The sequence below is a fragment of the Desulfosediminicola flagellatus genome (genome assembly GCF_005116655.2).
Classification (GTDB): domain Bacteria; phylum Desulfobacterota; class Desulfobulbia; order Desulfobulbales; family Desulfocapsaceae; genus Desulfopila; species Desulfopila flagellata.
Genome location: NZ_CP050698.1, coordinates 1788560 through 1811771 on the forward strand (window position 1 = coordinate 1788560; position 23212 = coordinate 1811771).

The 23212-nt window shown below is 47.8% G+C and carries 20 protein-coding genes; 10 read left to right on the forward strand and 10 right to left on the reverse strand.

The genetic code is table 11. From position 1 onward, the window contains the following. Nucleotides 1–53: 53 nt before the first annotated feature. From FCL46_RS07470 to FCL46_RS07515, 10 genes are all read right to left on the reverse strand, one after another. Entirely contained in the window at nucleotides 54–1322 is a 1269-nt protein-coding gene (locus FCL46_RS07470; protein ID WP_136807007.1) for a BatD family protein, read from the reverse strand. Next, nucleotides 1319–1903, reverse strand: coding sequence for a tetratricopeptide repeat protein (locus FCL46_RS07475; RefSeq protein ID WP_136807008.1), 585 nt, complete (start codon nucleotides 1901–1903; stop codon nucleotides 1319–1321). The genes FCL46_RS07470 and FCL46_RS07475 overlap by 4 nt, the downstream gene beginning before the upstream one ends. Then, entirely contained in the window at nucleotides 1900–2829 is a 930-nt protein-coding gene (locus tag FCL46_RS07480) for a VWA domain-containing protein (protein WP_136807009.1), read from the reverse strand. The genes FCL46_RS07475 and FCL46_RS07480 overlap by 4 nt, the downstream gene beginning before the upstream one ends. After that, nucleotides 2826–3866 carry a vWA domain-containing protein gene (locus tag FCL46_RS07485; RefSeq protein ID WP_136807010.1) on the reverse strand — a complete coding sequence of 347 codons (1041 nt, stop codon included), beginning with the start codon at nucleotides 3864–3866 and terminating at the stop codon, nucleotides 2826–2828. Before FCL46_RS07485 ends, FCL46_RS07480 begins: the two co-directional genes overlap by 4 nt. Nucleotides 3867–3884: 18 nt before the next feature. Then, nucleotides 3885–4832, reverse strand: a complete 948-nt coding sequence (locus tag FCL46_RS07490; RefSeq protein WP_420811269.1) for an HAD family hydrolase — start codon at nucleotides 4830–4832, stop codon at nucleotides 3885–3887. A gap of 35 nt (nucleotides 4833–4867) precedes the next feature. Next, nucleotides 4868–5374, reverse strand: a complete 507-nt coding sequence (locus FCL46_RS07495; protein ID WP_136807012.1) for a DUF4381 domain-containing protein — start codon at nucleotides 5372–5374, stop codon at nucleotides 4868–4870. Continuing rightward, nucleotides 5371–6342, reverse strand: a complete 972-nt coding sequence (locus tag FCL46_RS07500; RefSeq protein WP_136807013.1) for a DUF58 domain-containing protein — start codon at nucleotides 6340–6342, stop codon at nucleotides 5371–5373. Before FCL46_RS07500 ends, FCL46_RS07495 begins: the two co-directional genes overlap by 4 nt. 14 nt (nucleotides 6343–6356) lie before the next feature. Next, entirely contained in the window at nucleotides 6357–7316 is a 960-nt protein-coding gene (locus FCL46_RS07505; protein WP_136807014.1) for an AAA family ATPase, read from the reverse strand. Nucleotides 7317–7416: 100 nt separating this feature from the next. Beyond that, entirely contained in the window at nucleotides 7417–8949 is a 1533-nt protein-coding gene (locus tag FCL46_RS07510; RefSeq protein ID WP_136807416.1) for an arylsulfatase, read from the reverse strand. Between the two features lie 876 nt (nucleotides 8950–9825). Further along, nucleotides 9826–10329: a M48 metallopeptidase family protein gene (locus FCL46_RS07515; RefSeq protein WP_136807015.1), complete on the reverse strand. Its 504-nt coding sequence runs from the start codon at nucleotides 10327–10329 to the stop codon at nucleotides 9826–9828. A gap of 489 nt (nucleotides 10330–10818) precedes the next feature. On the opposite strand from FCL46_RS07515, the gene FCL46_RS07520 reads away from it, so the two are divergent. From FCL46_RS07520 to FCL46_RS07565, 10 genes are all read left to right on the forward strand, one after another. Continuing rightward, complete coding sequence (locus FCL46_RS07520) at nucleotides 10819–11379, forward strand: hypothetical protein (protein WP_136807016.1); 561 nt, start codon at nucleotides 10819–10821, stop codon at nucleotides 11377–11379. Between the two features lie 298 nt (nucleotides 11380–11677). Further along, entirely contained in the window at nucleotides 11678–12610 is a 933-nt protein-coding gene (locus tag FCL46_RS07525) for a GGDEF domain-containing protein (RefSeq protein WP_136807017.1), read from the forward strand. Between the two features lie 71 nt (nucleotides 12611–12681). Continuing rightward, a complete protein-coding gene (locus FCL46_RS07530) occupies nucleotides 12682–13443 on the forward strand; it encodes an HD-GYP domain-containing protein (RefSeq protein WP_217909581.1) in 762 nt (253 codons plus the stop codon). A gap of 528 nt (nucleotides 13444–13971) precedes the next feature. Then, nucleotides 13972–14235 carry a hypothetical protein gene (locus tag FCL46_RS07535; RefSeq protein WP_136807018.1) on the forward strand — a complete coding sequence of 88 codons (264 nt, stop codon included), beginning with the start codon at nucleotides 13972–13974 and terminating at the stop codon, nucleotides 14233–14235. A gap of 105 nt (nucleotides 14236–14340) precedes the next feature. Further along, the gene (locus tag FCL46_RS07540; RefSeq protein ID WP_167505850.1) at nucleotides 14341–14829 is read left to right on the forward strand and encodes a response regulator; all 489 of its coding nucleotides are present in this window, start codon (nucleotides 14341–14343) and stop codon (nucleotides 14827–14829) included. Nucleotides 14830–14856: 27 nt separating this feature from the next. Then, nucleotides 14857–15072 carry a 4Fe-4S dicluster domain-containing protein gene (locus FCL46_RS28750; RefSeq protein WP_136807020.1) on the forward strand — a complete coding sequence of 72 codons (216 nt, stop codon included), beginning with the start codon at nucleotides 14857–14859 and terminating at the stop codon, nucleotides 15070–15072. A 2-nt stretch (nucleotides 15073–15074) separates the two neighbouring features. Next, entirely contained in the window at nucleotides 15075–15731 is a 657-nt protein-coding gene (locus FCL46_RS07550; RefSeq protein WP_136807021.1) for a ferric reductase-like transmembrane domain-containing protein, read from the forward strand. Beyond that, a complete protein-coding gene (locus tag FCL46_RS07555; protein WP_136807022.1) occupies nucleotides 15718–17481 on the forward strand; it encodes an FAD-dependent oxidoreductase in 1764 nt (587 codons plus the stop codon). The genes FCL46_RS07550 and FCL46_RS07555 overlap by 14 nt, the downstream gene beginning before the upstream one ends. A gap of 710 nt (nucleotides 17482–18191) precedes the next feature. Then, nucleotides 18192–21641, forward strand: a complete 3450-nt coding sequence (locus tag FCL46_RS07560) for a response regulator (protein WP_136807023.1) — start codon at nucleotides 18192–18194, stop codon at nucleotides 21639–21641. After that, the gene (locus tag FCL46_RS07565) at nucleotides 21641–22747 is read left to right on the forward strand and encodes an HD-GYP domain-containing protein (RefSeq protein WP_136807024.1); all 1107 of its coding nucleotides are present in this window, start codon (nucleotides 21641–21643) and stop codon (nucleotides 22745–22747) included. The genes FCL46_RS07560 and FCL46_RS07565 overlap by 1 nt, the downstream gene beginning before the upstream one ends. Nucleotides 22748–23212 lie beyond the last annotated feature (465 nt).

Here is a 23212-nt window from a genome sequence, read left to right on the forward strand (position 1 = left end):
TTCTTATCACAATTGTTGTCTGCACCATTAGCCCTTTATCTATTGTTCTGATATCAATTGATTTTCTTCAATAGCGGGTTCGGGTTGAGCAATGGTAGATATGAGTTTTTAAGGGGAGTTCGAGTCTGCTGAACCGATGCCAGGTGATTTCTAAACGTGCGGGCGAGTTTACCTCCCCGCCATGAAGTGAGGGGAAGAGCACCATACGTATGTTGATAAAGTGTCAGGATTTCGGCATGTAATTCAGGTTTGGGTTTAAAGGTTGGTTCCTGGTACTTTCTCCATGATTGCCATGCAACTACTGCGGCCTCAGCATTGTTTTGTTTACAGGCTCGAAGCAAATTTCGTTCGGCCACTCGTTCTGGTGGGTGCAATAATTTCCAGCGTTCTCGTGCCCAACCTGCAAGACGATCTCTCTGCCAAACGACCAGGCTAATAGTAATAGTCAATGCTGCCGTCAGTACAAATAGCAGGAAGTGGCTGGGGACAGACGATTTCCTGCCCCCTGAGGTTACCGAAGACGGTGCTACATCGACGGCTATAGCGGGCAGGGTTTTTGACTGCAGTGTGCTGGTAACAGGATTCCACCAAACATACGTGAGAGCAGGGAGAGACACTGTACCTGGTTCAGTTAGTAGATACGTAAGAGTATCTTCTCGTTTTCCAAGAAAATCACCTCGCTCCAGTTGGTCCGCTGTTGCCGAGTCACTGAGATAGACTCGTACTCCTTCTGGTGCAGTGGTTGACGGAGGCATGAAGGCCATACCGGGAATCTGCGGTGCCTGCTGAGAAATGGAGCGTTTGAAAATATCTCCAACCTGAGCAGGACCGGGTTGTGGCTCCCATGACTCTGTTATGTCAAGGGATTCGGTGGTGATGAGGTATTCAGCAGGATCACTACCAGGCGGGCGTTGTATTTCCACTTTCCAGCCGGACACCTCTGCCTGGACATCTACGGTCGGACCGGTAAAGCCTTCCTTGTGAGAAAACTGGACACCAAAGGCGGGAATGTCGAGCACTCCTGTTTTCTGAGAAAATAATGCAAATTCATGTTTTTGCACAAACCAGCTTTTACCATCGATTTCTTCAGATTCGACGATCGGATTACCGATCTTCATTACCAGGGTAGCTGGAAGTTCGGGCAAAGCAAAATAGGCTGTACCATCAAATGAACCTGGAGCCCGCAATTCGACATAAAACTGTAGCCGCTGTCCAACCCAGGCCTTGGGAGTCGGTACGGTCAGGGCTACCGGTATACCTGTCGCTCCAGTAGTTGTCGCCCATACCAGACAACCCATTATCAGCCAAAGAACGTGTTTCATTTGACTCCCTCTGCCGATTGGGCTGTATGTTGAAAAGCGAATTTTGCCTTAAGAAAATCAGCTGGTTTGGTTTGCACACGTCGTAGCCATAGGGCCTGTATTTCGATGTCGGAAAGTGGTTTGTCTCCTTCTATTTGCGTGTCCTGTCCAAGATTTTCTGCTTTTTTGTCGAAAACGACCTTGTCTGCTCCTATCTTCTGGTCACCCATATCACCGCCTTCTGATGTGGTCATAGCCTTTCTGGCAATTGCGAGAGCTCTATTTTCACTTGCGGCAAGTAAATCAGGTCGTTTTTTTAAAGCCTCATCGTAGCGGGCAATGGCAGTTTCGTAATCTCCATGCATCAGCAGCGAATTCCCTTCATTGTATTGCGCCTCGGCAGTGTTGATACGGGAAAAGACCTTGGCGGCCTCCTGAAAATCACCTCCACGGTATAAGGCAACTCCCTGACGGAAAGGATCTTGGAAATATTCAGCTGCCTTGTTGAATTCTCCATGTTCATAGTATCGCTGGCCCAGTTGATCGGGTGTAAACCACAGACTGTTCCAGGTAGCTGCGAGGATGATAAAAAATTCTTTCATAGGGCTTCACCCCCGCTTTCCTCTCGCTGAAATAATAGCAGTGCTGCTGCAGCCAGCAACGGCACAAGCCAGTAACCAGCCTCCTGCCATCGCTCGCCTTGATTTCCAGTTTTCCCAACATGAACCTTGGCAGCACGGCGGATAATGGTTGCGACATCCTTACCGGTGACATCAAATGGTTCGACATGAGCCTTGAGTGTTTTTGCGGCAGTACGCAGAGCACTATCTTGTGAAGAGTCGGGACTATTGATAGCAAGAATCTGGAGCGGAAATGTAACTTTCTGCTGGACAGATTGCAGAAGAGCAGAGTCGGTAGTTATAGAATCGGCCAGGATAACGACACTTCCTCCCTGCTGTCCATCGGTAAGCACGCGGACAGCCTCTATGAGTGCGAGGTCAAGACGGTCGCCGGGTACCGGCATTATTTCAGGACCTATTTCAGCAGCCATGGTAGCAACTACACCTGTATCACGAGTAGGTGGAAGCACGAGATGTGCAGAACCGGAATAGGCGATCAGGCCGAGCAGCTTGCCTTTGCCGGCCTCTGCCAGATCAGCGATTTTCAATTGGGCCCGTTCCAAACGGGAAGGTGCTGGATCGGGCTGCATCATGCTGTTATCGGCTTTCAGGATAATCATCAACGGTGTTGCGTCATCGGTGAAGGGACTTGGCGCAAGGCGCCAAGTCGGTCCGGCAATGGCGATGACAGCAACTAGCCAGACTGTCAGCAATCCCAGAGCATCATAACGTTTTTTCGATCCGCGTTCGACGATCAGTGCGTTGAGTAAATCCGGGGCAATCTGGGCGCGCCAGCCGCGAAGTGGATCAGCGTATCGCAACCACATCCACCACACGCCAACAGCAAGAGGTATGAGCAACAACCAGACAGGTCGAATAAAATGAAAATTGGCTAAATCAGCTGTCATTGTAGCACCTCCAGTCGTCCTGTCCGGGGATCAACGTGAACCGTGCCCGGGGCGGCAGTTGCAGGCGTGCTGAGCCTTGCAGTACGCGTAATCACCGAGAACTTCAACGCCAGAGAAATCAGCAATGCGGCTAACACGGGCCAGTAATACAGATCGCTGCGTGGCCGATAGCTGACAACATTTACTTCCCTGGTCTCAATCGTGTCGAGTTCGTCATAAATCCCTTTGAGCTGTTCCCGGTCAGCGGCAAAAAAGTAGGAACCGCCGCTGGTCTGGGCGACTGAACGAAGAGTCGCCTCATCGAGCTTTTCTTCACCTACTGTGCTCGGATCACCGATTGCCACGGTGTGAATGCGGATACTCTCTCCCTTCGCAACCCGTGCTGCCTCGACCGGGGGCACAAGACTGGCAGTGTCATTACCATCAGTTAAGGCAATGATGGTCTTGGCGGGCATCTCACTCTTTGCAAAAAGTGTTACGCCAAGACCAATGGCGTCTCCAAAGGCGGTACGCGGCCCTGCCATGCCAATGGCAGTTTCATCGAGCAGTCTCCTGGCAAGGCTGAGATCGGTAGAGAACGGTACCTGCAGGAACGGTGCATCGCCAAAAACGACCAACCCTACGCGGTCCCCCTTTCGATGGGTGAGGAAATCACCAAGCACTTCCTTGACCGCGCTGAGGCGATCTATCTTTTCCCCTGCACTATTGCTGAAATCCTCCTGGCGCATTGACCCTGAAAGATCGACGACAAGAAGTAAATCACGGGTCGGTTGCTCACTGATCACTGGCGGCTCCAACCACTGTGGATGTGCCAAAGCGGTGAGTACCAGCAACCAGATCAGCGAGGGTATCAGAAGACTATGCCAGTTCTGCCGGATTGTGCGTGGAAGTGACGTTCCTGCAGCCGCTTGCCGTATACGGTCTCCGAACGGTACCCGTACGGCGATCTGTCGTGTCCGTCGGGGCGGCAGGAGCAGTCGCACAAGCCATGGTAATGGCAGGAGCACGAAAACCCACAGTGAGGAGAAAATCAGCATATCGGGTACACGCTAATATTATTTTGGGAATACTACGTTCCAGTCATTTTTCATGTTTACAACCGTCCAGCCCCTGGCTCTGGCTTCATCAAGCCCCTTATCCAGACGGCCGATATGACTTTTTCGATCATAGGCCCACTCGCGTTCGGCGTCGGTATGGTGAACATACAGACAGAAGTTCGGCCCTTTGCCGGCTGCGGTCCATTGCAGCATTTGCAGGTCACCATCGGAGTTACCGAATGCGGCAATGGGTCGCCGGCCGATATGCTGATGAATGCCAACGGGCTTACCTGCTTTGTCATCGATGAAATTGATTTCCGGCAGCCGTACAAGCGCAGGTTTGTCGTCAAGAAACTCAAACTTGGTCTTGATACTTGAACCAATGACCTGCTCTGGCGGGATACCGTAGACCTTCTCCGTCCAGGGGCGCATAAATTCAATACCGCCGCCTGAAACGATGAAGGTCTTGAAACCTTCCTCCCGCAGATAACTGAGCAGCTCAAGCATGGGCTGGTAAACCATCCCGGTCAAAGGCTGCTTCGATACGGGGTGTCTGGCGGTTGTCAGCCAATCCTTAACAAGCTGTTCGAATTCTTCGGTGGTCATGCCGGCATGGGTGGCCATGACCATTTCCAGCAAATCATGCTCTCCGCCCGCAAGAGCTTTTTTCATGTCGCCTTGAAGTACCGAGGCAAACGGTTCTTTCGTTTGCCATTCCGGATGTTGCGGGGCAAGTGCTTTGATCCGGTCAAAGACAAAAAATGCCTGGAAATACATCGGCTGTTCAGCCCAGAGCGTACCGTCATTGTCAAAGGTGGCAATACGCTCCGCGACCGGAACGAAGTCATCAGAACCTGCCGTGCTTACTCTGGTAACGAAGTCAATAATGGCCTCTTTAGCCTTGCCGTCGTTCCAGGAAGGTAAAGGATCAGCACCATACGTAATTGAGGTGCTGAAAATCACCATGAAGGTAACTACACTGAAAAAACGTAACGTTCGTTTCATGAAATGTTCTCTTTGGGGCATGGGTTTGCGGTTGTCGTTGATTCGGCTTCATAAACAGGTACATGATGACTGGTAAGCCAGCGGGTGGCATATAAGCGCAACAATTCCAGATCAGTATCAGCAGCAGATGGTGTATATATCCCGAGACTCAGTTGATTCCGCACGGTATCCGGCATAGGCTCAGAACATTGTGCTGCCAGCCAGTCGGGCCAGTCCGGACCGCTCTTGGCAGCGATCAGTCGACGCGGCGCAAAAGCCAGAGCGGTACGGCGGAGAACTTCGGCAATCTCGTCAGTATGCTCACAGGATTGAAGCAGGTGCAGGGCTTCACGTCGGTAACCATTGGCGTTCCATCGTTTCCAGGAATGCCGGCAAATCCAGAGAAGTGCCAGGATCAGCAGGGCTGACACAATGTACCAACCGGGAGCCGGTGGCCAAAACGGTACTGAAGAGGGGGGTATGAGATCATGAAGGTTTTCGAGACTTGTCGGATCGGCTTTCATATGCTGCGTGACCTTTGTTGAAGATGGGCGCCAAAAAGGTCACGCAATTGATCAACTGGTGATAATGCGGCCGAAATAGGAATGACAGGCACACGCAGGTTACGAAAGATCTCCATCCACAGGTCGAGACGGTCAGTAAAGGCCTTCTGGAAAGAATCAGTAAAGGCCGATCCCGTGGGAAGTTCGTAGGTCACATCACGATCAACCGCGGTCATCCCGGGATGTATATGAAGATCTGCCCCGAGCGGATCATATATGCCTACAACCAGAACATCATTGTGGGCTGCCAGCCCTGTAGCCAGTTTCTTTGTTGTCTCGTCAGCCCCGTCGAGATCGCTGATGATTACTACCAGATGATCATGGGTGGCGCGTCGCAGAGCTGCATTAAGGGCATCATTGAGTGTAACAGTTACAGCTGCAGGTTCGTCTGGTTGATCTACGAGTAGCGTATTCAGTCGAACGACTTCGTGTAGCAGGCGTAGAACCCTGCTCTGGCTGCGATGGGGAACCAGCTCAATTATTTCATTATCGTTAAATACAATTCCACCAACCCGATCGTTTACTGCCAGAGTGCGCCAGGCCGCAAGTGCGGCAATCTCGGCAGCTACCACAGACTTCATGGCACGTTGACTACCGAAAAACATCGAACGACGCTGATCCACTACGACAATCACCGGACGTTCACGCTCCTCGGTATAAACCCGCACATGTGGCGAACGTAAGCGCGCAGTAGCCCGCCAGTCGATGGTGCGTATGTCATCGCCCTGCTGGTACTGTCGGAGTTCCTCAAAGGCCAGACCACGTCCTCGCAAGCGGGATGCATGACGCCCGGAGAGCAGTGAGGTTATGGGCTGGCGGGGCAGAAAGCTGAACCCTCTGGCCTGGCCACGCAGCAGCATCAGTTCTTCCAGTGAGGTTTGCACCCCTGGCCTGTGTATTACGGAGGTCTGTTCGATGGTACGTTTCATTGGATCACTTTACTTCAGATGGGCACTACAGCCTTCAGCATGGCCTCAATTACGTCTGTTCGGGTTTTGCCGGCAGCCTCCGCTTCATAGGAGAGGTGGATGCGATGGGCCAGACAGGCCGGTGCAACAGCACGAATGTTCTCCGGCGAAACAAAGTCCTGCCCCTGCAACCATGCATGGGCACGGGCAGCTGCGTCGAGAGCGAGTGTGCCACGTGGACTGGCTCCAAGGCGGATCCAACGGGGGAGGTTGCCCTGATAGCGCTGAGGTTCGCGGGTGGCGATAACCAGATCTACGATATAGCGCTCTGCTGGTTCGGCAACATGAATAGCGTTCACTTCCTTCCTTGCGGCGAAGATGACGTCTTCGGATATCTTTGTCCCTGTCTCGGCGGCATCTCCAGCCCTTTCGCCGCGCACCAGTCGAAGGATAGCTGCTTCGTTTTCCGCAGGGGGGTAAGGCACGTTTACATAGAGAAGAAAACGATCCATCTGGGCCTCAGGCAGCGGATAGGTGCCTTCCTGTTCGATAGGGTTCTGGGTGGCAAGAACCAGAAAGAGTCTGGGTAATTTGTGGGTGGTGCCGGCGACTGTGACCTGACGTTCTTCCATCGCTTCGAGAAGAGCTGCCTGGACCTTGGCCGGGGCACGGTTGATCTCGTCCGCAAGCACAAGATTGCCGAAAATCGGGCCTGGTTGGAAATCAAAACTGCTATTTTGTTCCCTGTAGATTTCCGAGCCGGTCACATCAGAAGGCAGGAGATCCGGCGTAAACTGTACCCGGCGGAATTCGCTTTCCACCAGCTTACCGAGTGTCTTGATCGATCGGGTTTTGGCTACCCCGGGCAACCCCTCCATAAGGACATGCCCATCAGCGAGAAAGGCTATGAGCAGACGTTCGACGACGGTTTCCTGGCCGATAATGGCCGCGTTCATTGCAGTTGCTATCTGTTTAAATGCTTCACGAGGATTCATTGGGCATCTTGAAAGAGGTTATGCCATTGAGACGTGAGGTCCACACCCGTTTAAACACGGGTGTGGACAGGATGACTGAGATTTTTTTCCAGGCGCGAGGCTACCTGTCGCCAGCACCTTTGGTTACCGCCTCCATAACCTGATCGAGGTTGAAACTGCCAGGTTTTTGGCGTGGAGGGAACTCTTTAAAGCTCTGTAGCCACTGGCCGACATATGCTGCAGCAGGGGCGAAGACGAACATATGTTCGACAAACCACCTGTCATATCCCATGCCGATCTCGTGAGCGTGTTCGAAGGGATCCATACGCAGATTCGTCAGCATAGGGGCGCGCAGTTTGGTGAAAGGCTCTTGCCAGACTTTTAGGCCATCGGAGTCCTGGCGCAGGAACGTGACCTTCCATGCATCATAACGCAAGGCTGCTGCACTGCCGTCATCGGTCCAATAGATGAATTCTTTTCGCGGCCATTGCTCTTCACCCTTGATTGCCGGCATCAGGTTGTAACCATCGATATGGACTTTATAGTTCATATCCCCGGCTTTTCTGCCTTTCAACAGATCGTCCTTAACAGTCGTATCTCCCACAGCGGCCAGCAATGTCGGGAGCATATCCTCGTGCGCACCGATATCGTTTATGATGGTACCTGGTTTGATAACCCCGGGCCAGCGGATCATACATGGCACCCGGTAGCCACCTTCCCATTGCATATTTTTTTCGCCGCGGAACATGGTTGTACCGCCGTCTGGCCACGAGAAAGACTCAGCCCCATTGTCGGTGGAATACATAACAATGGTGTTGTCTTCGATGCCTAATTCTTTCAGCTTATCGAGCACCTCTCCCACCATTGCATCGTGTTCAACCATACCATCGGCATAAACACCCAGGCCCGTCTTGCCTTGCGACTCTTTTTTGAGGTGAGTAAATATGTGCATACGAGTGGAATTCCACCACAAAAAGAACGGCTTGTCAGCTTTTACGGCTCGGTCCATGAAGTCCAATGCTTTTGCATTCATTTCTTCATCTACCGTCTCCATACGTTTTTTGGTCAGGGGACCGGTGTCCTCTATCTTGCCATCGGCTGTCGAGCTGATGACACCCCGAGGACCAAAGCGTTTCTTAAATTCCGGACTTTTCGGGTAATCTGGATTCTCAGGTTCTTCTTCCGCATTGAGATGATAAAGGTTACCGAAGAATTCATCAAAACCGTGGGCCGTAGGCAGCATCTCGTCACGGTCACCGAGGTGGTTTTTGCCGAACTGGCCTGTCATGTATCCTTGAGCCTTGAGCAGTGTGGCGATGGTCGGATCTTCCTTCTTCATGCCCTCGGGGGCACCAGGCAGACCGACCTTGGTGAGGCCGGTGCGGATAGGCGACTGACCAGTGATGAAGGCTGCACGTCCGGCGGTACAGCTTTGCTGGCCATACCAGTCGGTAAATAACGCGCCCTCCTGGGCAATGCGGTCGATGTTCGGTGTTTTGAAACCCATCATGCCCTGGTTGTAGGCGCTGACATTGAACTGGCCGATGTCATCACCCCAGATTACGACAATATTTGGTTTTTTCATTGTGGCAGGGGCTGCTGCCTCTGCCCAAGTCGGTAAGACACCGGCAGACAGTGCAATGCTCCCAGCCATACAGCAACCCACAAGCGCACTTTTCGTGGCGTGTGACCTGAAGATTTTGTGCAACGAGAATTTTTGAATCCTACTCATTCTGTCCTCCTTCTATGTGTGGGGGGAAGGGATGCTTTAGAACATCTTTTCTTCGTTGTTACAGGTAGTAGCGAAATCGATTTGATATGTATTTACTTTTGATATTACGAGTAATAGTCGGTATGTCCCGCTGTATGTCGGGATCTAATCAATGTATGCTGCGGCAGAGACAGGTCAGGCGTTTTTGCCGACTAAGGTTCAGATCAATCTATTTTTCTGACATTTTCACCAGCAGAGGTTCAATTGTGAACAGTGGAAACATTGGTGTGGAAACGTCCATTTTAAACGAAGGTGGACTGCTTTTGTGTGTCAGATTAGACCATCAGTTGAGATTGCATCTCCTTATCTAATTGTACAAAAACTGTTTCCAATGTAAGCCTGACATGTAAATGTATCACTCGAATATAGGTAAAGACAAGAAAAAGTGTTATCGAGCAGGTAGGTAGATAATCTACAAATCTCTCATTGAATTGTTTGCTGTCGATTGGGGTCGGTCTACAGTAAATTGCATGAATTAGAACAAAGAGCTGTAGGAAGAGGGTTGAGTTTTTCCTTAGATTGTCTTGGTGGAAAACACCCGTTTTATACACATAATTATTGTAATTCAATCATGTTAACATGGTGAGTTCTCAAGCAGAACAAGCATTGTTCAATACAATGAAAGGATCTTACAACAGGCAAAGAGGACACTCAGCAAATAGCTATACACCTCCAGCGGAATTGGAAGCGGAATTAACGTGAAATGTGGTTTAACCTCGCGACCACCATTTTAGGGAAACATCAAATTAAGATTTCTCATCAATATAGTGGGCCAAAAAGATCAAGTTGGGTCAGGTAGAGACGCATATCGAAATCTAATTGATGGTAATCAGGTTCCATATGTTTGCAGAGTTTGTAAAAGGCTTTGTTATGATCCTTTTCTTTGAGATGGGCGAGTTCGTGAACGACAATCATTCGAAGGAAAGGTTCCGGTGCATTTCTGAAGGTTGAGGCGATACGGATCTCGTTTTTTGCCTTTAACTTGCCTCCCTGTACCCGTGATATAAATTTATGTACACCGAGAGCCTGGTGCTGCATCTTGATTTTAGGATCAAAAAGCACCTTACTGAGTGGCTGTGATTTCTGCATAGAGATATTTTTTATCGCTATAACGTATTCGTAGAGCGCTTTGTCTGTACGAATCTCATGGGGGGAAGGATACTTCTTGAGCAATAGCTTGTGTAATGTATTCTCTGCAATCAGGCGTTGCACCTGATCTGTGAGATGGTCTGGGTATCCTAATAAATATTGTAATTCCTTCACTTCTTCACCTGGCTGAAAGTCTGTTTTGCAATGGTTGTGAACGGCTGAATGCATTCTGAGTCTCACTGCCCAAAGTAAACATTTTGTCAGAAAATAGAAATACAGAACCTGCATTTATCCCGGTGGTTGAGGGAATGCGTTATGGGTTTACATATATTCTACTAATCCAGTGAGAGACGAACAGCGTATAAGATCATCAGCTTGTTCAGTTGGATTCTCGATGCTACACAATCCGTGATACCTATTGCATGAGTAAATTCATCTCAAGTTTTCTGCTATTTCACATCTTCTTAATACCTTAATAGAGGTATTACTTTACTTACTAAAATAGTAATAATTATCAATGATCTGCCTGCTGGTTTTAGGCTTCTGAAAAAAGATTAGGCTCAGCTAAAAAAACACATTGACCTATTTTTTTACTGAAGGTATAAACTGTCGCAAGATTAGGGGTGCCTAAAAAGCAAACTAAGAAAAGAGAGAGGCAATTTTATGGGCAATGATATAACCGGGCGGAAGAAGGATTGTGTAGTTCCCGGGCATAAGTACATATGGGATATACCGGAAAAGTTTCATGTCACAATTCTGGCTGTTTGCCTTAGCGAAAATGAGCTAACTCGTTTAGGAGTTATTTCCGGTGGCCGAAATGCAATGAACTCCTGCAAGCTCGAGAGTCTTATGCTGAGCGCAGAGGGAGTGCATGTGCATTCAGCAAAAAGTGAGAATATCCAGCAGGTGCTTGATGCCAAGTTCAAGCTGAGTCTGCTTCGTTTTGGTAGTGCTGCTTCTACGCATGATTTGGAAAAATTATGGCAAGCTTCTATGATCGCAGGTGAATTTCGAGGGGCATACTGGGCAGTTATGACTCACCATCGTACTTCATTGAAAATGCAGGAAAGCATTAGTCAGCAAGTCAGTGTTTTCTCTATTTTGAATTGTTGTATGCATCAGCAACAAAAACGAAAATCGTGCGATTTACAGAGAAAGATGAATGTCATGGGAGCAACGCTTCTTGAGCATCAACGGCAGTATCGGACTACCGTTTGTCGTTAATGCTCACAAATAGCAAATCTGAAGAATGAACTATCGGCGGCAGTGTACAGAGCTGATCGACTTGAGCGACATCTTGAGCTTGTGCGCTATAGAAGTAATCTCCTCGAAAAAGATGATTCACAGCATAGAGATTCTCAAATAACTCCATGAACGATACCGGAGAAGATATTGAATGGATACATATGTACTTTTGTAAGATTCTAAGCACGATAGGGGGCAGACAATATATAGATTTCGGCAGATTTTCTGATATTGGCGGCGTAATGATAAATGATTCAGCATAACGGACAGCAGGAAAATGAGTATAAAGCTTCGAATGATTCTGGTTTTAACCGCAACTATCAGTATCCCTGAGGGGTATGCCCTTTACCTGCTTGAGAGTGGCCGGGTTGATATGCTTAAATCATTTCTTTCTGTGCATCTCGCATTGTCACTTGCCTTTCTTGGACCCATTTCAAGATTTTGCAGTTACCTGATCGTTGGCCGGGAAATTTCAGCGATGTTTATGTTTTGTCACAATATAAAAATGGGACATTACGATATGGCATTTTCTCTTGCGAACGAAGAAGAGGACGAGCCGGAAATAGTAAAGCTTAAACGTTTGTTGAACTGGATGGCGCATAGTCTATCGGTTCGTGAGAATACGCGACAGCAGCAACTAGGCAAAAACGAAGAGTTGAAAAAACATTTCCAGAAGTTGTCGATGAAAGATGAGTTGACTCAATTGTATAACAGGAGATTCTTCAACTCAAATATGCAACTTCTTGTGAAAGAATCGCTTAATTCCGGAAAGAGCCTCAGCCTGATGTTGATAGATGTAGATAATTTCAAGAAGGTCAATGACACTCTTGGCCACCAGAAGGGCGATGAGCTATTGATCATGCTGGCTGATACGATGTTTACCTCTATTCGTTCTGAAAATGATATTCCGTTCAGATATGGAGGGGATGAATTTGGAATCATACTTCCAGGGATAAGCGGTGCAGAAGGAATCACCATTGCAAGCAGAATTAAGGCGGGTTATGGCGAGTCAGCTCCGGAAATCACCTCACTCAGTATTGGTGTCGCCACTCTGTGTCATGACCTTAAAGATGTCGAGAGCGGGATGAAAGAATTGATCCAGCGAGCGGATGAGTGTGTATATATGGCGAAGAGCAAAGGGCGCGATAGCATAGTGATTGATGGTAGGGAGATGGAGGGATTGCAACAGTTTGCATTAGAAAATGCCTGATTTGGTTGTCAGGTGTCGGTAGGTATATAGTATAAAAATTAAACCTTTTACGTATTGTAGGAATCAGCACCATGCAGAATACCATGGTAGATCGAGTAACCCAGGATGAACATTCAGGTATCAAACTTGAGTCATCGTATATTTTTGCGGAGCAATTGACCGCAGGCTTCAGTGATGAATTGCCTGAAATCAGAATGGATGAGCTTATTGAAGTTATCCTGACCGTGCTTGATGCCCGTGACCCATATACCTTCAGTCATTCCCTCAGAGTGACAGAGATAGCAGTACTTATTGCAAGAGACATGGGGCTCCATGAAGATCGTGTACGCATGATCCACGAGGCTGCGTATCTTCACGATATAGGTAAGGTTGGTATTCCGGACCGGGTGCTTAACAAAGCGGGTCGTCTTACCCGGGAAGAGATGCGGTATATGCAGGCGCATCCGCGCATCGGTTATAATGTGCTTTCTAGGTTACCGTTATTTAAAGATATTGCAGAAATTGTACTTTGCCACCATGAACGGTGGGATGGGTTGGGGTACCCGGCCGGAATGCAGGGCGAAGAGATTCCTCTGGAGTCGAGAATTATTGCGGTTGCTGATGCCTTTGATGCTATCACCTCTGATCGTCCTTATCGAAAGGGACAGTCGCTTGAATTTGGTATTCAGGAGATTCAGCGGCACCGGGAAGATCAATTTGGACCGAGAGTTGTTGATCATTTTATGAACATCTCCAAAAAAATTCCAAAGGTGATAGATACGCTCTCAGACTCCACATGCCCAAATGCCTTTGACGGTCATGATGACCTCATGCATTCACGAAGGCTTTTGTAAAAGAAAATGTAACTATTCAGCAGCACCCCACCTGCCCCCGATCGGGACGCTTCGCATAGGCATACTATAGCCAATCGTCCCGCTTGAGGCCATCTGGAGCACTGCTAAACAGTTACGGCCTACAGAAAAGGGTACGTATGAGGTCTTGACTGAATAGTTACAAGGAAATCATGATTAATTGTCAGGATATTGCAGCATATTGGTTGTGATGCCCTGACAATTTTATTGTATCAAATTTACCTATTAAGTTGCAGAATCAACCATACATTTCCATACACAAATCAAAAATGGTGAGAACATAATCGGATCAATCGAAATTGCATATGTATAGATAATTACGATGATTTGCTAGCTCTATATATTTCTCCATCAACACCTGTTTCTCCCTTACTTTCTACTTTCACATTTCGTTCATATTTCCTGCTCAATTGACGGTTACTTTTTACAGTATCGAGGCAGCAGGTGCCTGAAAAAATTTTATCTTCATATGTATATTTAGGGGCAATACCCTGAAAGGAGACACATATCATGAACAACTTCGGACAAGTGAAAGTAACCGTAATTTTAGCATTACTTGTATTAATGCCGCTTACCGCATGCGCAGAAAACAACAGTCGTGACCGTAAAGGCCCGCAGGGACCACCACCCGAGGCGATTCAAGCCTGCGAAGGAAAGCAGGAAGGTGACGCCGTTTCATTCAAAGGCCGGCGCGGAGAGACGCTCAATGCTACCTGTAGCATGGTTAAAGAACAACTTGTAGCTGTTCCGGAAGGACATGGTAGTCGCGAGTAAAACAGGAAAATCCTGAGTTGACCGATTACACATTTTTCTCCCTCCCCCTAAAAAAGAAATGTGTAGTTGGTCGGTATTTAATGGAGCATGCGGAGTAGAAAAAAAATGAAACCGTTAGCACAGGTGATAACCAAAGCGGAAAGGCAGCCGGAAGATTGGATCAACGCAAAACAGACGTTGTGTAATGAAGATAATCTGTCACTGACTGGTGAAACCAAATTAAAAATTCTGGTAGTTGATGACTGTGATAACGTCAGGGCAATGATTGAATCATTTCTTCGATATCTGGGTCATAAAGTGGTGAGTGCACATGATGGTTTGATGGCATTAGAGCGCTTTCACCATGATAGCGACTCATTCGATCTTGTAATGACAGATATCAATATACCTGGAATAAACGGCAATGTCCTGGCAAGGCATATACAAAATATCAATGACAGTGTGCCTGTTATTGCTGTGACAGGTGACATTGAAAGTATCGGAATGGGTTTCGATAGCGTTGTCATCAAGCCTTTTCAGCTGGCAGATATAGAAACTGTGATTGAACTTGTTATACCTGACTTCCCCTTAAAAACGCCTGCGCTTTTAGGCTAATTAGTTCAACTTACTTATATAACGATTATGGCAATTGAAAATATACAAGGGTGCATTGGTTGCGGTACCTGTGTTGCGACTTGTCCGACAGATGTCATTAGACAGGACTCCAGGACTGGAAAAGCGCGCATACAATATCCGCAAGACTGCCAGATATGTCATCTCTGCAGGATGTACTGTCCTGTTGATGCAATCACAATCACGCCGGAAAAATCAATTCCGGTCATTGTTTCATGGGGCTGAAAATGATGAGAAAGACGTCATATGGTTTTGTTATGCGATCTCTGTTGCTTTATGCAGGGATGCCATTGCTTATACTAATTCTAGGAAACTACCCGGATAGAGCGCTCTACAAGGAGATAATCTCAGTTATAAATATTCTTGCCTTCTGCCTGCTGACGGGACAGATTTACTGGTCGAGAGTCAATGATTTTGCCGTAGAGTCTCTGCGGGCTCGAAACCTGATATCTTTGCACAATATCGTTGGTTACATCTGTGTTGGTGTACTTTTTCTGCATCCCTTTTTACTTGTGCTGCCCCGTTTTTTCGAGAAGGGCATTAGTCCTGGCGAAGCTTTGTTTACACTACTATCGACGTTCTCAAGTAAAGGTGTGGTTCTCGGCATCATCGCCTGGCTACTTATGCTGGTAATTGGAACAACCTCAGTTTTTCGCAGAAAATTACCTCTGCGGTATAAAGACTGGCGGGCATTTCACGGGCTGCTCTCGGTACTCTTTATCATCGTAGGGACCTGGCATGCTATCGACTTAGGCCGTCATGCCGGAGTTGCCATGTCCTGCCTGTTTATCATTTTTACAGGCGGAGGCGTTGTGTTACTCCTTATTACAGAATACGCAGCAGGAAAACTCAAGAAACCGGAATTGAACAATGAATCATGTTGATAAAGTAACTAACCTGTCCCGAAGACATTTTATGTCAGTAGCCGGGGGCGCTGCTGGTCTTGCTGCATTATCAGCTTTTGGACTCTCTGCAGCGAGAGTAGAAAGCAGTCCCAACATTTCTACAATCGATATTGACGCTATCAAATCCAAAAACACTGATACAGATGTGCTGGTCGTCGGCAGCGGTATGGCAGGGCTGTTTGCTGCAGTAAAAGCCCATGATGCTGGTGCCAGGGTTGTGATGGTTTCAAAGGGCAGGCTGGGTACTTCCGGTCAGACCCCTTTTGCCAGGGGGATTTTTGCCTATGATCACCAAAAAGAGAAGATGAGTATTGATCAGTTTGTAGCTGGCGTTTCGCATTCAGCTATCGGCACAAATAATCCGGTATTTACCAGGCAACTGGCAGCCCATTCACTGGATCGTGTTAATGAGTTGAGGGAGTGGGGGTTTTTCGATTCTCCCCTCTACCATAACTCGTTTTCAAAGCCGATTGTTGAACGTGAAATCCCGATAATTGAACGGGTGATGCTGACACATCTCATAGAAAAGAACGGTAGAATTAACGGAGCCGCAGGGTTTAGTCTTGATGAGGGCACCATACATTTCTTTTCGGCCAAAAGTGTCATTCTCTGTACTGGAGCGGGTGGTTTTAAACCTAACGGATTTCCTATATGTGATCTTACCCATGACGGAACAACGATGGCATATAAAATCGGGGCCAAAGTAACAGGTAAAGAATGGAATGACGGGCATCCGTCAAATCGAAAAAATCCGGCTTCGGTCTTCAGTCAATGGGGTGGCATGCTTGAACGACCGCCTGGAACAACTGAGATTAGCATACGCCATGATTTAGGTGTTGACCTCAATTATGGCGTATACAAGAACGGTCCGCAGACGAAAGAATCGGGTCGACCAATGTTTATACAGGAAAAAGTTGCTGGAGGGCCATACAGGCCTGAAGGATTTGATAAGCCTGCAGGCCCTCCTGGGCCACCTCCAGGGCAGGATAACGACCGGAGACCACCGGGCCCGGGTGGCGGTAAAAGTGGAAAACCACCGGGAATGGGCGGTGTCCCATCCGGAGGTGCATCTGCAGGAATGTCGATTCACAAAGCTGAAGGCCTTGTACCTATTAATGCCAGTGGAGAATCGAACATTCAAGGTTTGTATGCAGCAGGTGACGCACTTGGCTCGCATATGGCAGGTGGGATTTATACACAGATTGGTTCATCACTTGCAGGGTCTGCTGTTCAGGGTGCTATTGCCGGTGAGGCCGCTGCCAGTGCAGTTCGAGATATGGGATTGCCGCTTATTTCAACTGCTAAACGACGTCAGGTTGAGGCTGAGATTATTGCTCCCTTAAAACGGGAAAGGGGTTATAGCCCGGCGTGGGTTACGCAGACACTTCAGTCCACAATGATTCCTAATTTTGTTCTCTATGTGAAAAAGGAACGACTGCTTACTGCAGCTCTTGCCTACATAGAAGAACTACGGGATAGCCATCAGCCGATGCTGATCGCCTCTGATATGCATGAATTGAGGCTGGCCCACGAAACTGAAAGTATGATCCTGAATGCGGAGATGAAGTTGCGCGCTTCGATAATGCGTAAAGAAAGCAGATGCAGTCATTATCGCCTGGATTATCCTGATGTGGACAGAAAAGAATGGGATTGCTGGATTAACCTTTTCAAAGATTCAGACGGGAATATGGCACTTGAAAAACAATTTTTTGATCAATGGCCTTCATAATTTCTTTCTGTCTTAAGAATGCAGTTTCGGGTTAACACGGATTTCAGGTTGCCTGTCACTCTTTAGCTGCAGGACGTTCCGCATTAAACATTAGTATGCCAGAGTCTGTTAGTATGAAGGCTCTGGTTGTATCATTTCTGCACAATTCATATTCAACAATAACAACATACTCCTGGCTGCAACCGGATATTCCATACTTATGTCTGCAGGTAATGACCCGTTACTCAGATTGTCATCGCACATTTTAATAATCATATTTTTAATTACCACCGAAACTCAGCCACATGATGTTAGGCGTAAGGCGATAGGAGTGAGGAGTCAGCAACATCATTCGGCAAATCATCTCAAATATGTTGTAAAATAAGATAATTACTATGTATGGACGTTTTCCTGTTTATTACGCCTCACGCCTCACGCCTCTCTCCTCACCGTTCGAAGCTGAGGATTAGTGGTAATCAGAATAATATTTATACATAATTCCAAACGCTTGTGTTTGCGGACACATTCACCATGAAAATGGTTTGGTTATTGGCGGGCAGATATCAGGGGGGATGAGAAAATGATGTCCAACTGTGCTTGATCTATGGTTATCAGTATGTCAGGCATGTGGTATACTTGTAGACGGGTGAGTGCTGTTTACCAATGTTACACAATCGATATGTAAGCCTTCTTGATATATAAATCCCGATGTTCTGAACTGGGGTGATGCCATGCATGCTATTCTTTGTGGTGACTATTTTTTGCGGTGTTTGAAGTATGGATGGATTGTGCTGGTAATCCTGTCGGCTGTATTTTGCTATAACCCGGGTGCAGCAGAAGAATCAGTGAAGATTGGGGTGCTGGCACAACGGGGTGAAGAGCAGTGTATGAAAAACTGGCAGCCGACTGCAGATTACCTGAGTAGTCGTATCCCAGGTCATAGGTTTGAAATTGTTCCTCTCGGATATTCGATTATTGCTACGACTGTCGCTAGTGGAAAAGTTGATTTTATTTTGACCAATTCTGCTATGTACATTGAACTTGAGCAGAAATATGGTGTCAACAGGATTGTCACGCTCAAGGAGCGGCGGCAGAACAGACTCTATTCCAGTTATGGCAGTGTAATTTTTACCCGAGCCTCAAAAAAGGATATTCGTTCGTTCAATGATCTGAAGGGCAGGTCAATAATGGGTGTCTCGGAAGATTCACTTGGCGGATGGATGATGGCCTGGCGTGAGTTGAAGGAAAATGGCATCCGACCATCGCGGGACTTTACCTCGCTCTCTTATGGAGAAACCCATGACGATGTTGTCTATGCGGTGCGGGACGGTGTTGTTGAAGTGGGGATTGTTCGCACCAACAGCCTTGAAGTTATGGCTGAAGAGGGCTCAATTGTTTTAAGCGATTTTTTTGTGCTTCCGCCACCGCTAACAGTCCCCAGACCGCTTCCTTCATATCTTACTACTACACGTGAGTATCCAAATTGGCCTATGGCAGAGGTACGTGGCACAATTGATAGTCTGGCAGAAAAGGTCGCGGTTGCTCTTCTTGCAATGCCTATGGAGTCCCAGGCAGCAATGGCCGCCGGGTCGGGAGGCTGGACGATTCCTCTCAACTATCAGCCTGTGATGGATTGTATGATGGCGCTGCATGTAGGGCCATATGCTGATCTTGGAAATGTTACCATCTCGGATATGCTGCGTAGTTATGGTCCCTGGTTTGTCGTGGCGGCGTTAGCATTCAGTTCTCTGGTAGCTTTCTCTGGCGTGGTATTGAAATACAATCGCAGGCTTCGAGGGGCTCATATCTCACTGGTGCGGGAGATGGAGATGCACAAAAAGCTAGATAAAGAGCTTGAAGAGGCCAAGGATCAGGCGGAGGCTGCGACACAAGCAAAGAGCCGTTTCCTGGCAAATATGAGCCACGAAATCCGTACCCCGATGAACGGAATTATTGCTGCCACTGATCTGGCACTGGCCGAAGAGGTCTCACCTGAGGTGGGCCAATATCTTCAGATCGTTCAGAATTCATCTGGGGCGTTGCTTGGAATCATCAACGATATTCTTGATTATTCAAAAATAGAGGAGGGCCAGCTGGAACTGAAAGAGCGAGTCTTCCGACTTGATGAGATGTTTGACAGGGTAATGGATCTGTTTGTGAATCAGGCAGCTGATAAGGGGCTCGAGTTGCTGGTCGATATAGACAGGAACACTCCAAGAATACTTCTCGGAGATTCTCTTCGTCTCCAGCAGATCCTCACGAACCTGATCAGCAATTCCATTAAATTTACAGGATCAGGCGGTATCATCCTGGTAAGTGTTAAAGGAATAGAAATTGCGGAGAAGCCTTTGGGAGCAGATGCGGTCATGCTCAGCTTTTCAGTAAAGGACACCGGTACAGGAATTTCTCCCGATTATATGCCCCTGCTTTTCACCCCGTTTTCTCAAGGAGATTCTTCTTCAACCAGGCAGTACGAAGGCACAGGGCTGGGGCTGTCAATCTGTCAGCGTTTCGTTAAAATGATGCACGGGGAGATCTGGGTTGAGTCTGTGCTCGGGCAAGGGAGTACATTCTCGTTTACAGTCAGGCTGGTGCAGGCCGGGACAGTACCTGAGGGAAGTTTTGCGCTACCAGCAGATATAAGTGGCCTCAATGTGCTTGTGGTGGATGACTGTGCTGATAGTCGGGAAATTTTGAATCGAATGCTTACTTCGCTGGGTTTTCTCGTTGAGACTCTGTCGTCTGGAATAGAGGCATTGGATCGACTGAAAGATGACACGAAGGGTGGAAAGGTTGATCTGGTACTTATGGATTGGAAGATGGCAAAGATGGATGGAATTGAAACATCGAGGAAAATACGACAGGATTTAGGGCTGTCGCTGCCAATTATCATGATGACTGCCTTTGCCAGGGAGGTACATAAAACTGAGGCGGAACGGGCTGGTACTAATGGCTTTCTCACAAAACCTATCTTCCAGTCAACCCTGTTTGATGCGATTATGGACGCTTTTGGCAAAGAAGGAAAGCGCAAACGCGGAGGCAAACGGGATTTTACTACCCGAGCCTCGATGTATAAAAAACATCTGAAAGGCTATCGCATGCTGGTGGTCGAGGATAATCTTACCAACCGTCAGGTGGCTCAGGCGATTCTTGGCGGAGCGGGTATAGAGGTCAGCATGGTATTCAATGGCAAAGAGGCGGTGAAGGAAGTTGGGCGTGAACCCTATGATGCTGTGCTTATGGACGTACAGATGCCGGTAATGGATGGATATGAAGCTACACGAGCTATCCGCGCAATGCCGGGATTTGAGCAGTTGCCAATTGTCGCTATGACAGCGCATGCAATGAAGGGAGATGAAGAAAAATGTTTCGAGGCGGGGATGGATGGCTATGTGGCTAAACCGATTAATCAGGATCGGCTTTTTCATACGCTCTGGCATCTTTTACGAAACAGAAAGAAGGTGGCAGAGACTAGCCTGGAGAACGCGGCATTACTACAGTCGACTGACCTGCATGAGTTTGCCGAAAGGAAAGCAAAAGCTGTTGACGGTATTGTTCCGCTCATGTCTCCTGATGACCTGCCGGGAATAGATGTCGCTTCTATTCTGGAGGCAACGGGCCTGACCTGGCAGGCATTCAGTATGATTCTTGCCGGCTTTTACGGCGATAATCTGACAACAGCTGGAGGAATACGGAAATTACAGGAGCAGGATGATGTCGAAAATTTGGCGCTAATAGCTCATAGCCTGAAGGGGAGTGCTGCAAATATTGGTGCTAAGGAAATACAACAGACCGCGGCGCTGCTTGAGCAGGCCTGTAGTGGAGAGATTGTAGCGGATATTACTGGCGATCTCAGTTCGCGTCTTGCTACTCAGCTGGAAGGATTGCTGGCCCTGCTAGAACCTCTGGCGGGGCAGGCGGTAATTGAGCCGGTTGCAGGGTCTGCAGAGCTTGAGAATAGTGACCCTGAACCACTTATTGATGCGCTTTCCGAGGCAATTGAGCGGGCAGACCCTGAAGATATCAGCAGTTTCACAACTGAAATCCTTCACAGACTTCGCGGGCACGAGGAGGTCGAGCCGGAGCTTTTGAAGATGCTTGACAACCAGACCCGGCGCTATGATTATGATCTGGCAAACGAAACGATTCAACAGATTCGGGAATCCCTGGAGAGAGTGTAATGACAGCAACAGAGCCGCTTGTTCTGATCGTTGACGATAACGCTACGAATATAGACCTGCTTGTAAGCACCCTGAAAGATGACTATCGGTTAGGGATCGCAAAGAATGGGGAGAAAGCACTTGCCTATGTACAGAAATACAAACCGCAGCTCATTCTGCTCGATATCATGATGCCGCAGATGGATGGCTACGAAGTATGCAGGCGACTCAAAAGCAATCCGAAAACTGCATCGATCCCCCTTATTTTCATTACCGCCAGGAGTGAGACGGAAGACAAGACCAGAGCCTTTGAGATGGGAGCGGTAGATTATATCACTAAACCTTTTCATGCGGCAGAGGTGAGGGCCAGGGTACAGACACATATAGCTCTTGAAGAGATGAAATCGAGGCTTCGATCCCAAAACGAGATGCTTGAACATGCGGTAGAACAGAAGACCCTGGAGATAAAAGAAATGCTCTTTGGCTCTATATACTCAATGGGGCTGATGGTTGAGATTCGTGATCCCTACACCGCTGGTCATCAGCAGCGAGTTGCACAATTGGCCTGTGCAATCGCTGCCAAAATGGGCTTGTCGCAACGAGTTACAGAAGGAATTCATATTGCAGGTCTTCTACATGATGTAGGGAAAATCAGGGTGCCTGTGTCTATTCTTAACAGGACCGGCCAGTTGCTTGATGCAGAGATGGAGGTGATAAAGACCCATCCGCAGATTAGCTTTGAGATTCTTAAAAACATCCCATTTCCATGGCCTTGTGCTCAGATGGTTTTTCAACACCATGAGCGAATGGATGGTTCGGGCTATCCGCTTGGGCTGCGTGGAGACGAGATGCTGCTTGAATCACGTGTTCTCTCGGTTGCAGATGTTGCAGAAGCGACCATCTCCTATCGACCCTACCGACCGGCTCAAGGAATAGATACGGCCTTAAACGAACTGCGTGAGCATCGCGGCAGCAGGTATGATTCGGAAGTGGTTGACAGTTGTCTGGAGCTGTTTGAAAAGGATGGTTTTCAATTTGATCTAGGTGCGGAGAAATCGTTTCCTATCCTCTGTGTTGCGTCAAAGGAGACGATAAAGTCAAGTATGCCTTCAACGTATAAATCATAAAATACACTCTTTCGAATTGGCACAGGTTACTGATTTGCAATCGTAAAAAGATCAGATACAGATCTCAACCGGTTCCAGCAATAATCTGCACCCGTTTTATACACCTCAATTACCTGAGACGCGATGTTTTCAGGTAATTGTTGCCTTTCTACGCTTCACCTGCTGACATCACAGCGACTCCCGAAGCACGATTCATCTATTTTCCAAATTTGTGCTATACTTTTACAGTCCCCATCATTCACATGGAACGTCCATGTGAGTGGTAAGCATAGATGTAAGGAGCACGGGAGATGTTGAGCGTAGTAGTCCCTATTTCCCTATTTCCACTTACATCAACCAACCTGCAGGGTGAAGATGATTGATGTGTGTTGATATACGATTACGACACGACATCACTCCTCAATTACGTATCACTGCAGACTGAAGATTTGTCAAAATATCTATAAATATTCAATGCATATCATG

Coding starts and splice junctions, on each gene's coding strand:
- FCL46_RS07525 (WP_136807017.1), top strand. CDS start 11,678: ATGAGTATAAAGCTTCGAATGATTCTGGTTTTAACCGCAACTATCAGT.
- FCL46_RS07480 (WP_136807009.1), bottom strand. CDS start 2,829: ATGACAGCTGATTTAGCCAATTTTCATTTTATTCGACCTGTCTGGTTG.
- FCL46_RS07470 (WP_136807007.1), bottom strand. CDS start 1,322: ATGAAACACGTTCTTTGGCTGATAATGGGTTGTCTGGTATGGGCGACA.
- FCL46_RS07550 (WP_136807021.1), top strand. CDS start 15,075: ATGATGAGAAAGACGTCATATGGTTTTGTTATGCGATCTCTGTTGCTT.
- FCL46_RS07535 (WP_136807018.1), top strand. CDS start 13,972: ATGAACAACTTCGGACAAGTGAAAGTAACCGTAATTTTAGCATTACTT.
- FCL46_RS07560 (WP_136807023.1), top strand. CDS start 18,192: ATGCATGCTATTCTTTGTGGTGACTATTTTTTGCGGTGTTTGAAGTAT.
- FCL46_RS07520 (WP_136807016.1), top strand. CDS start 10,819: ATGGGCAATGATATAACCGGGCGGAAGAAGGATTGTGTAGTTCCCGGG.
- FCL46_RS07505 (WP_136807014.1), bottom strand. CDS start 7,316: ATGAATCCTCGTGAAGCATTTAAACAGATAGCAACTGCAATGAACGCG.
- FCL46_RS07475 (WP_136807008.1), bottom strand. CDS start 1,903: ATGAAAGAATTTTTTATCATCCTCGCAGCTACCTGGAACAGTCTGTGG.
- FCL46_RS28750 (WP_136807020.1), top strand. CDS start 14,857: ATGGCAATTGAAAATATACAAGGGTGCATTGGTTGCGGTACCTGTGTT.
- FCL46_RS07565 (WP_136807024.1), top strand. CDS start 21,641: ATGACAGCAACAGAGCCGCTTGTTCTGATCGTTGACGATAACGCTACG.
- FCL46_RS07495 (WP_136807012.1), bottom strand. CDS start 5,374: ATGAAAGCCGATCCGACAAGTCTCGAAAACCTTCATGATCTCATACCC.
- FCL46_RS07555 (WP_136807022.1), top strand. CDS start 15,718: ATGAATCATGTTGATAAAGTAACTAACCTGTCCCGAAGACATTTTATG.
- FCL46_RS07485 (WP_136807010.1), bottom strand. CDS start 3,866: ATGCTGATTTTCTCCTCACTGTGGGTTTTCGTGCTCCTGCCATTACCA.
- FCL46_RS07530 (WP_217909581.1), top strand. CDS start 12,682: ATGCAGAATACCATGGTAGATCGAGTAACCCAGGATGAACATTCAGGT.
- FCL46_RS07510 (WP_136807416.1), bottom strand. CDS start 8,949: ATGGCTGGGAGCATTGCACTGTCTGCCGGTGTCTTACCGACTTGGGCA.
- FCL46_RS07540 (WP_167505850.1), top strand. CDS start 14,341: ATGAAACCGTTAGCACAGGTGATAACCAAAGCGGAAAGGCAGCCGGAA.
- FCL46_RS07500 (WP_136807013.1), bottom strand. CDS start 6,342: ATGAAACGTACCATCGAACAGACCTCCGTAATACACAGGCCAGGGGTG.
- FCL46_RS07490 (WP_420811269.1), bottom strand. CDS start 4,832: ATGGTGATTTTCAGCACCTCAATTACGTATGGTGCTGATCCTTTACCT.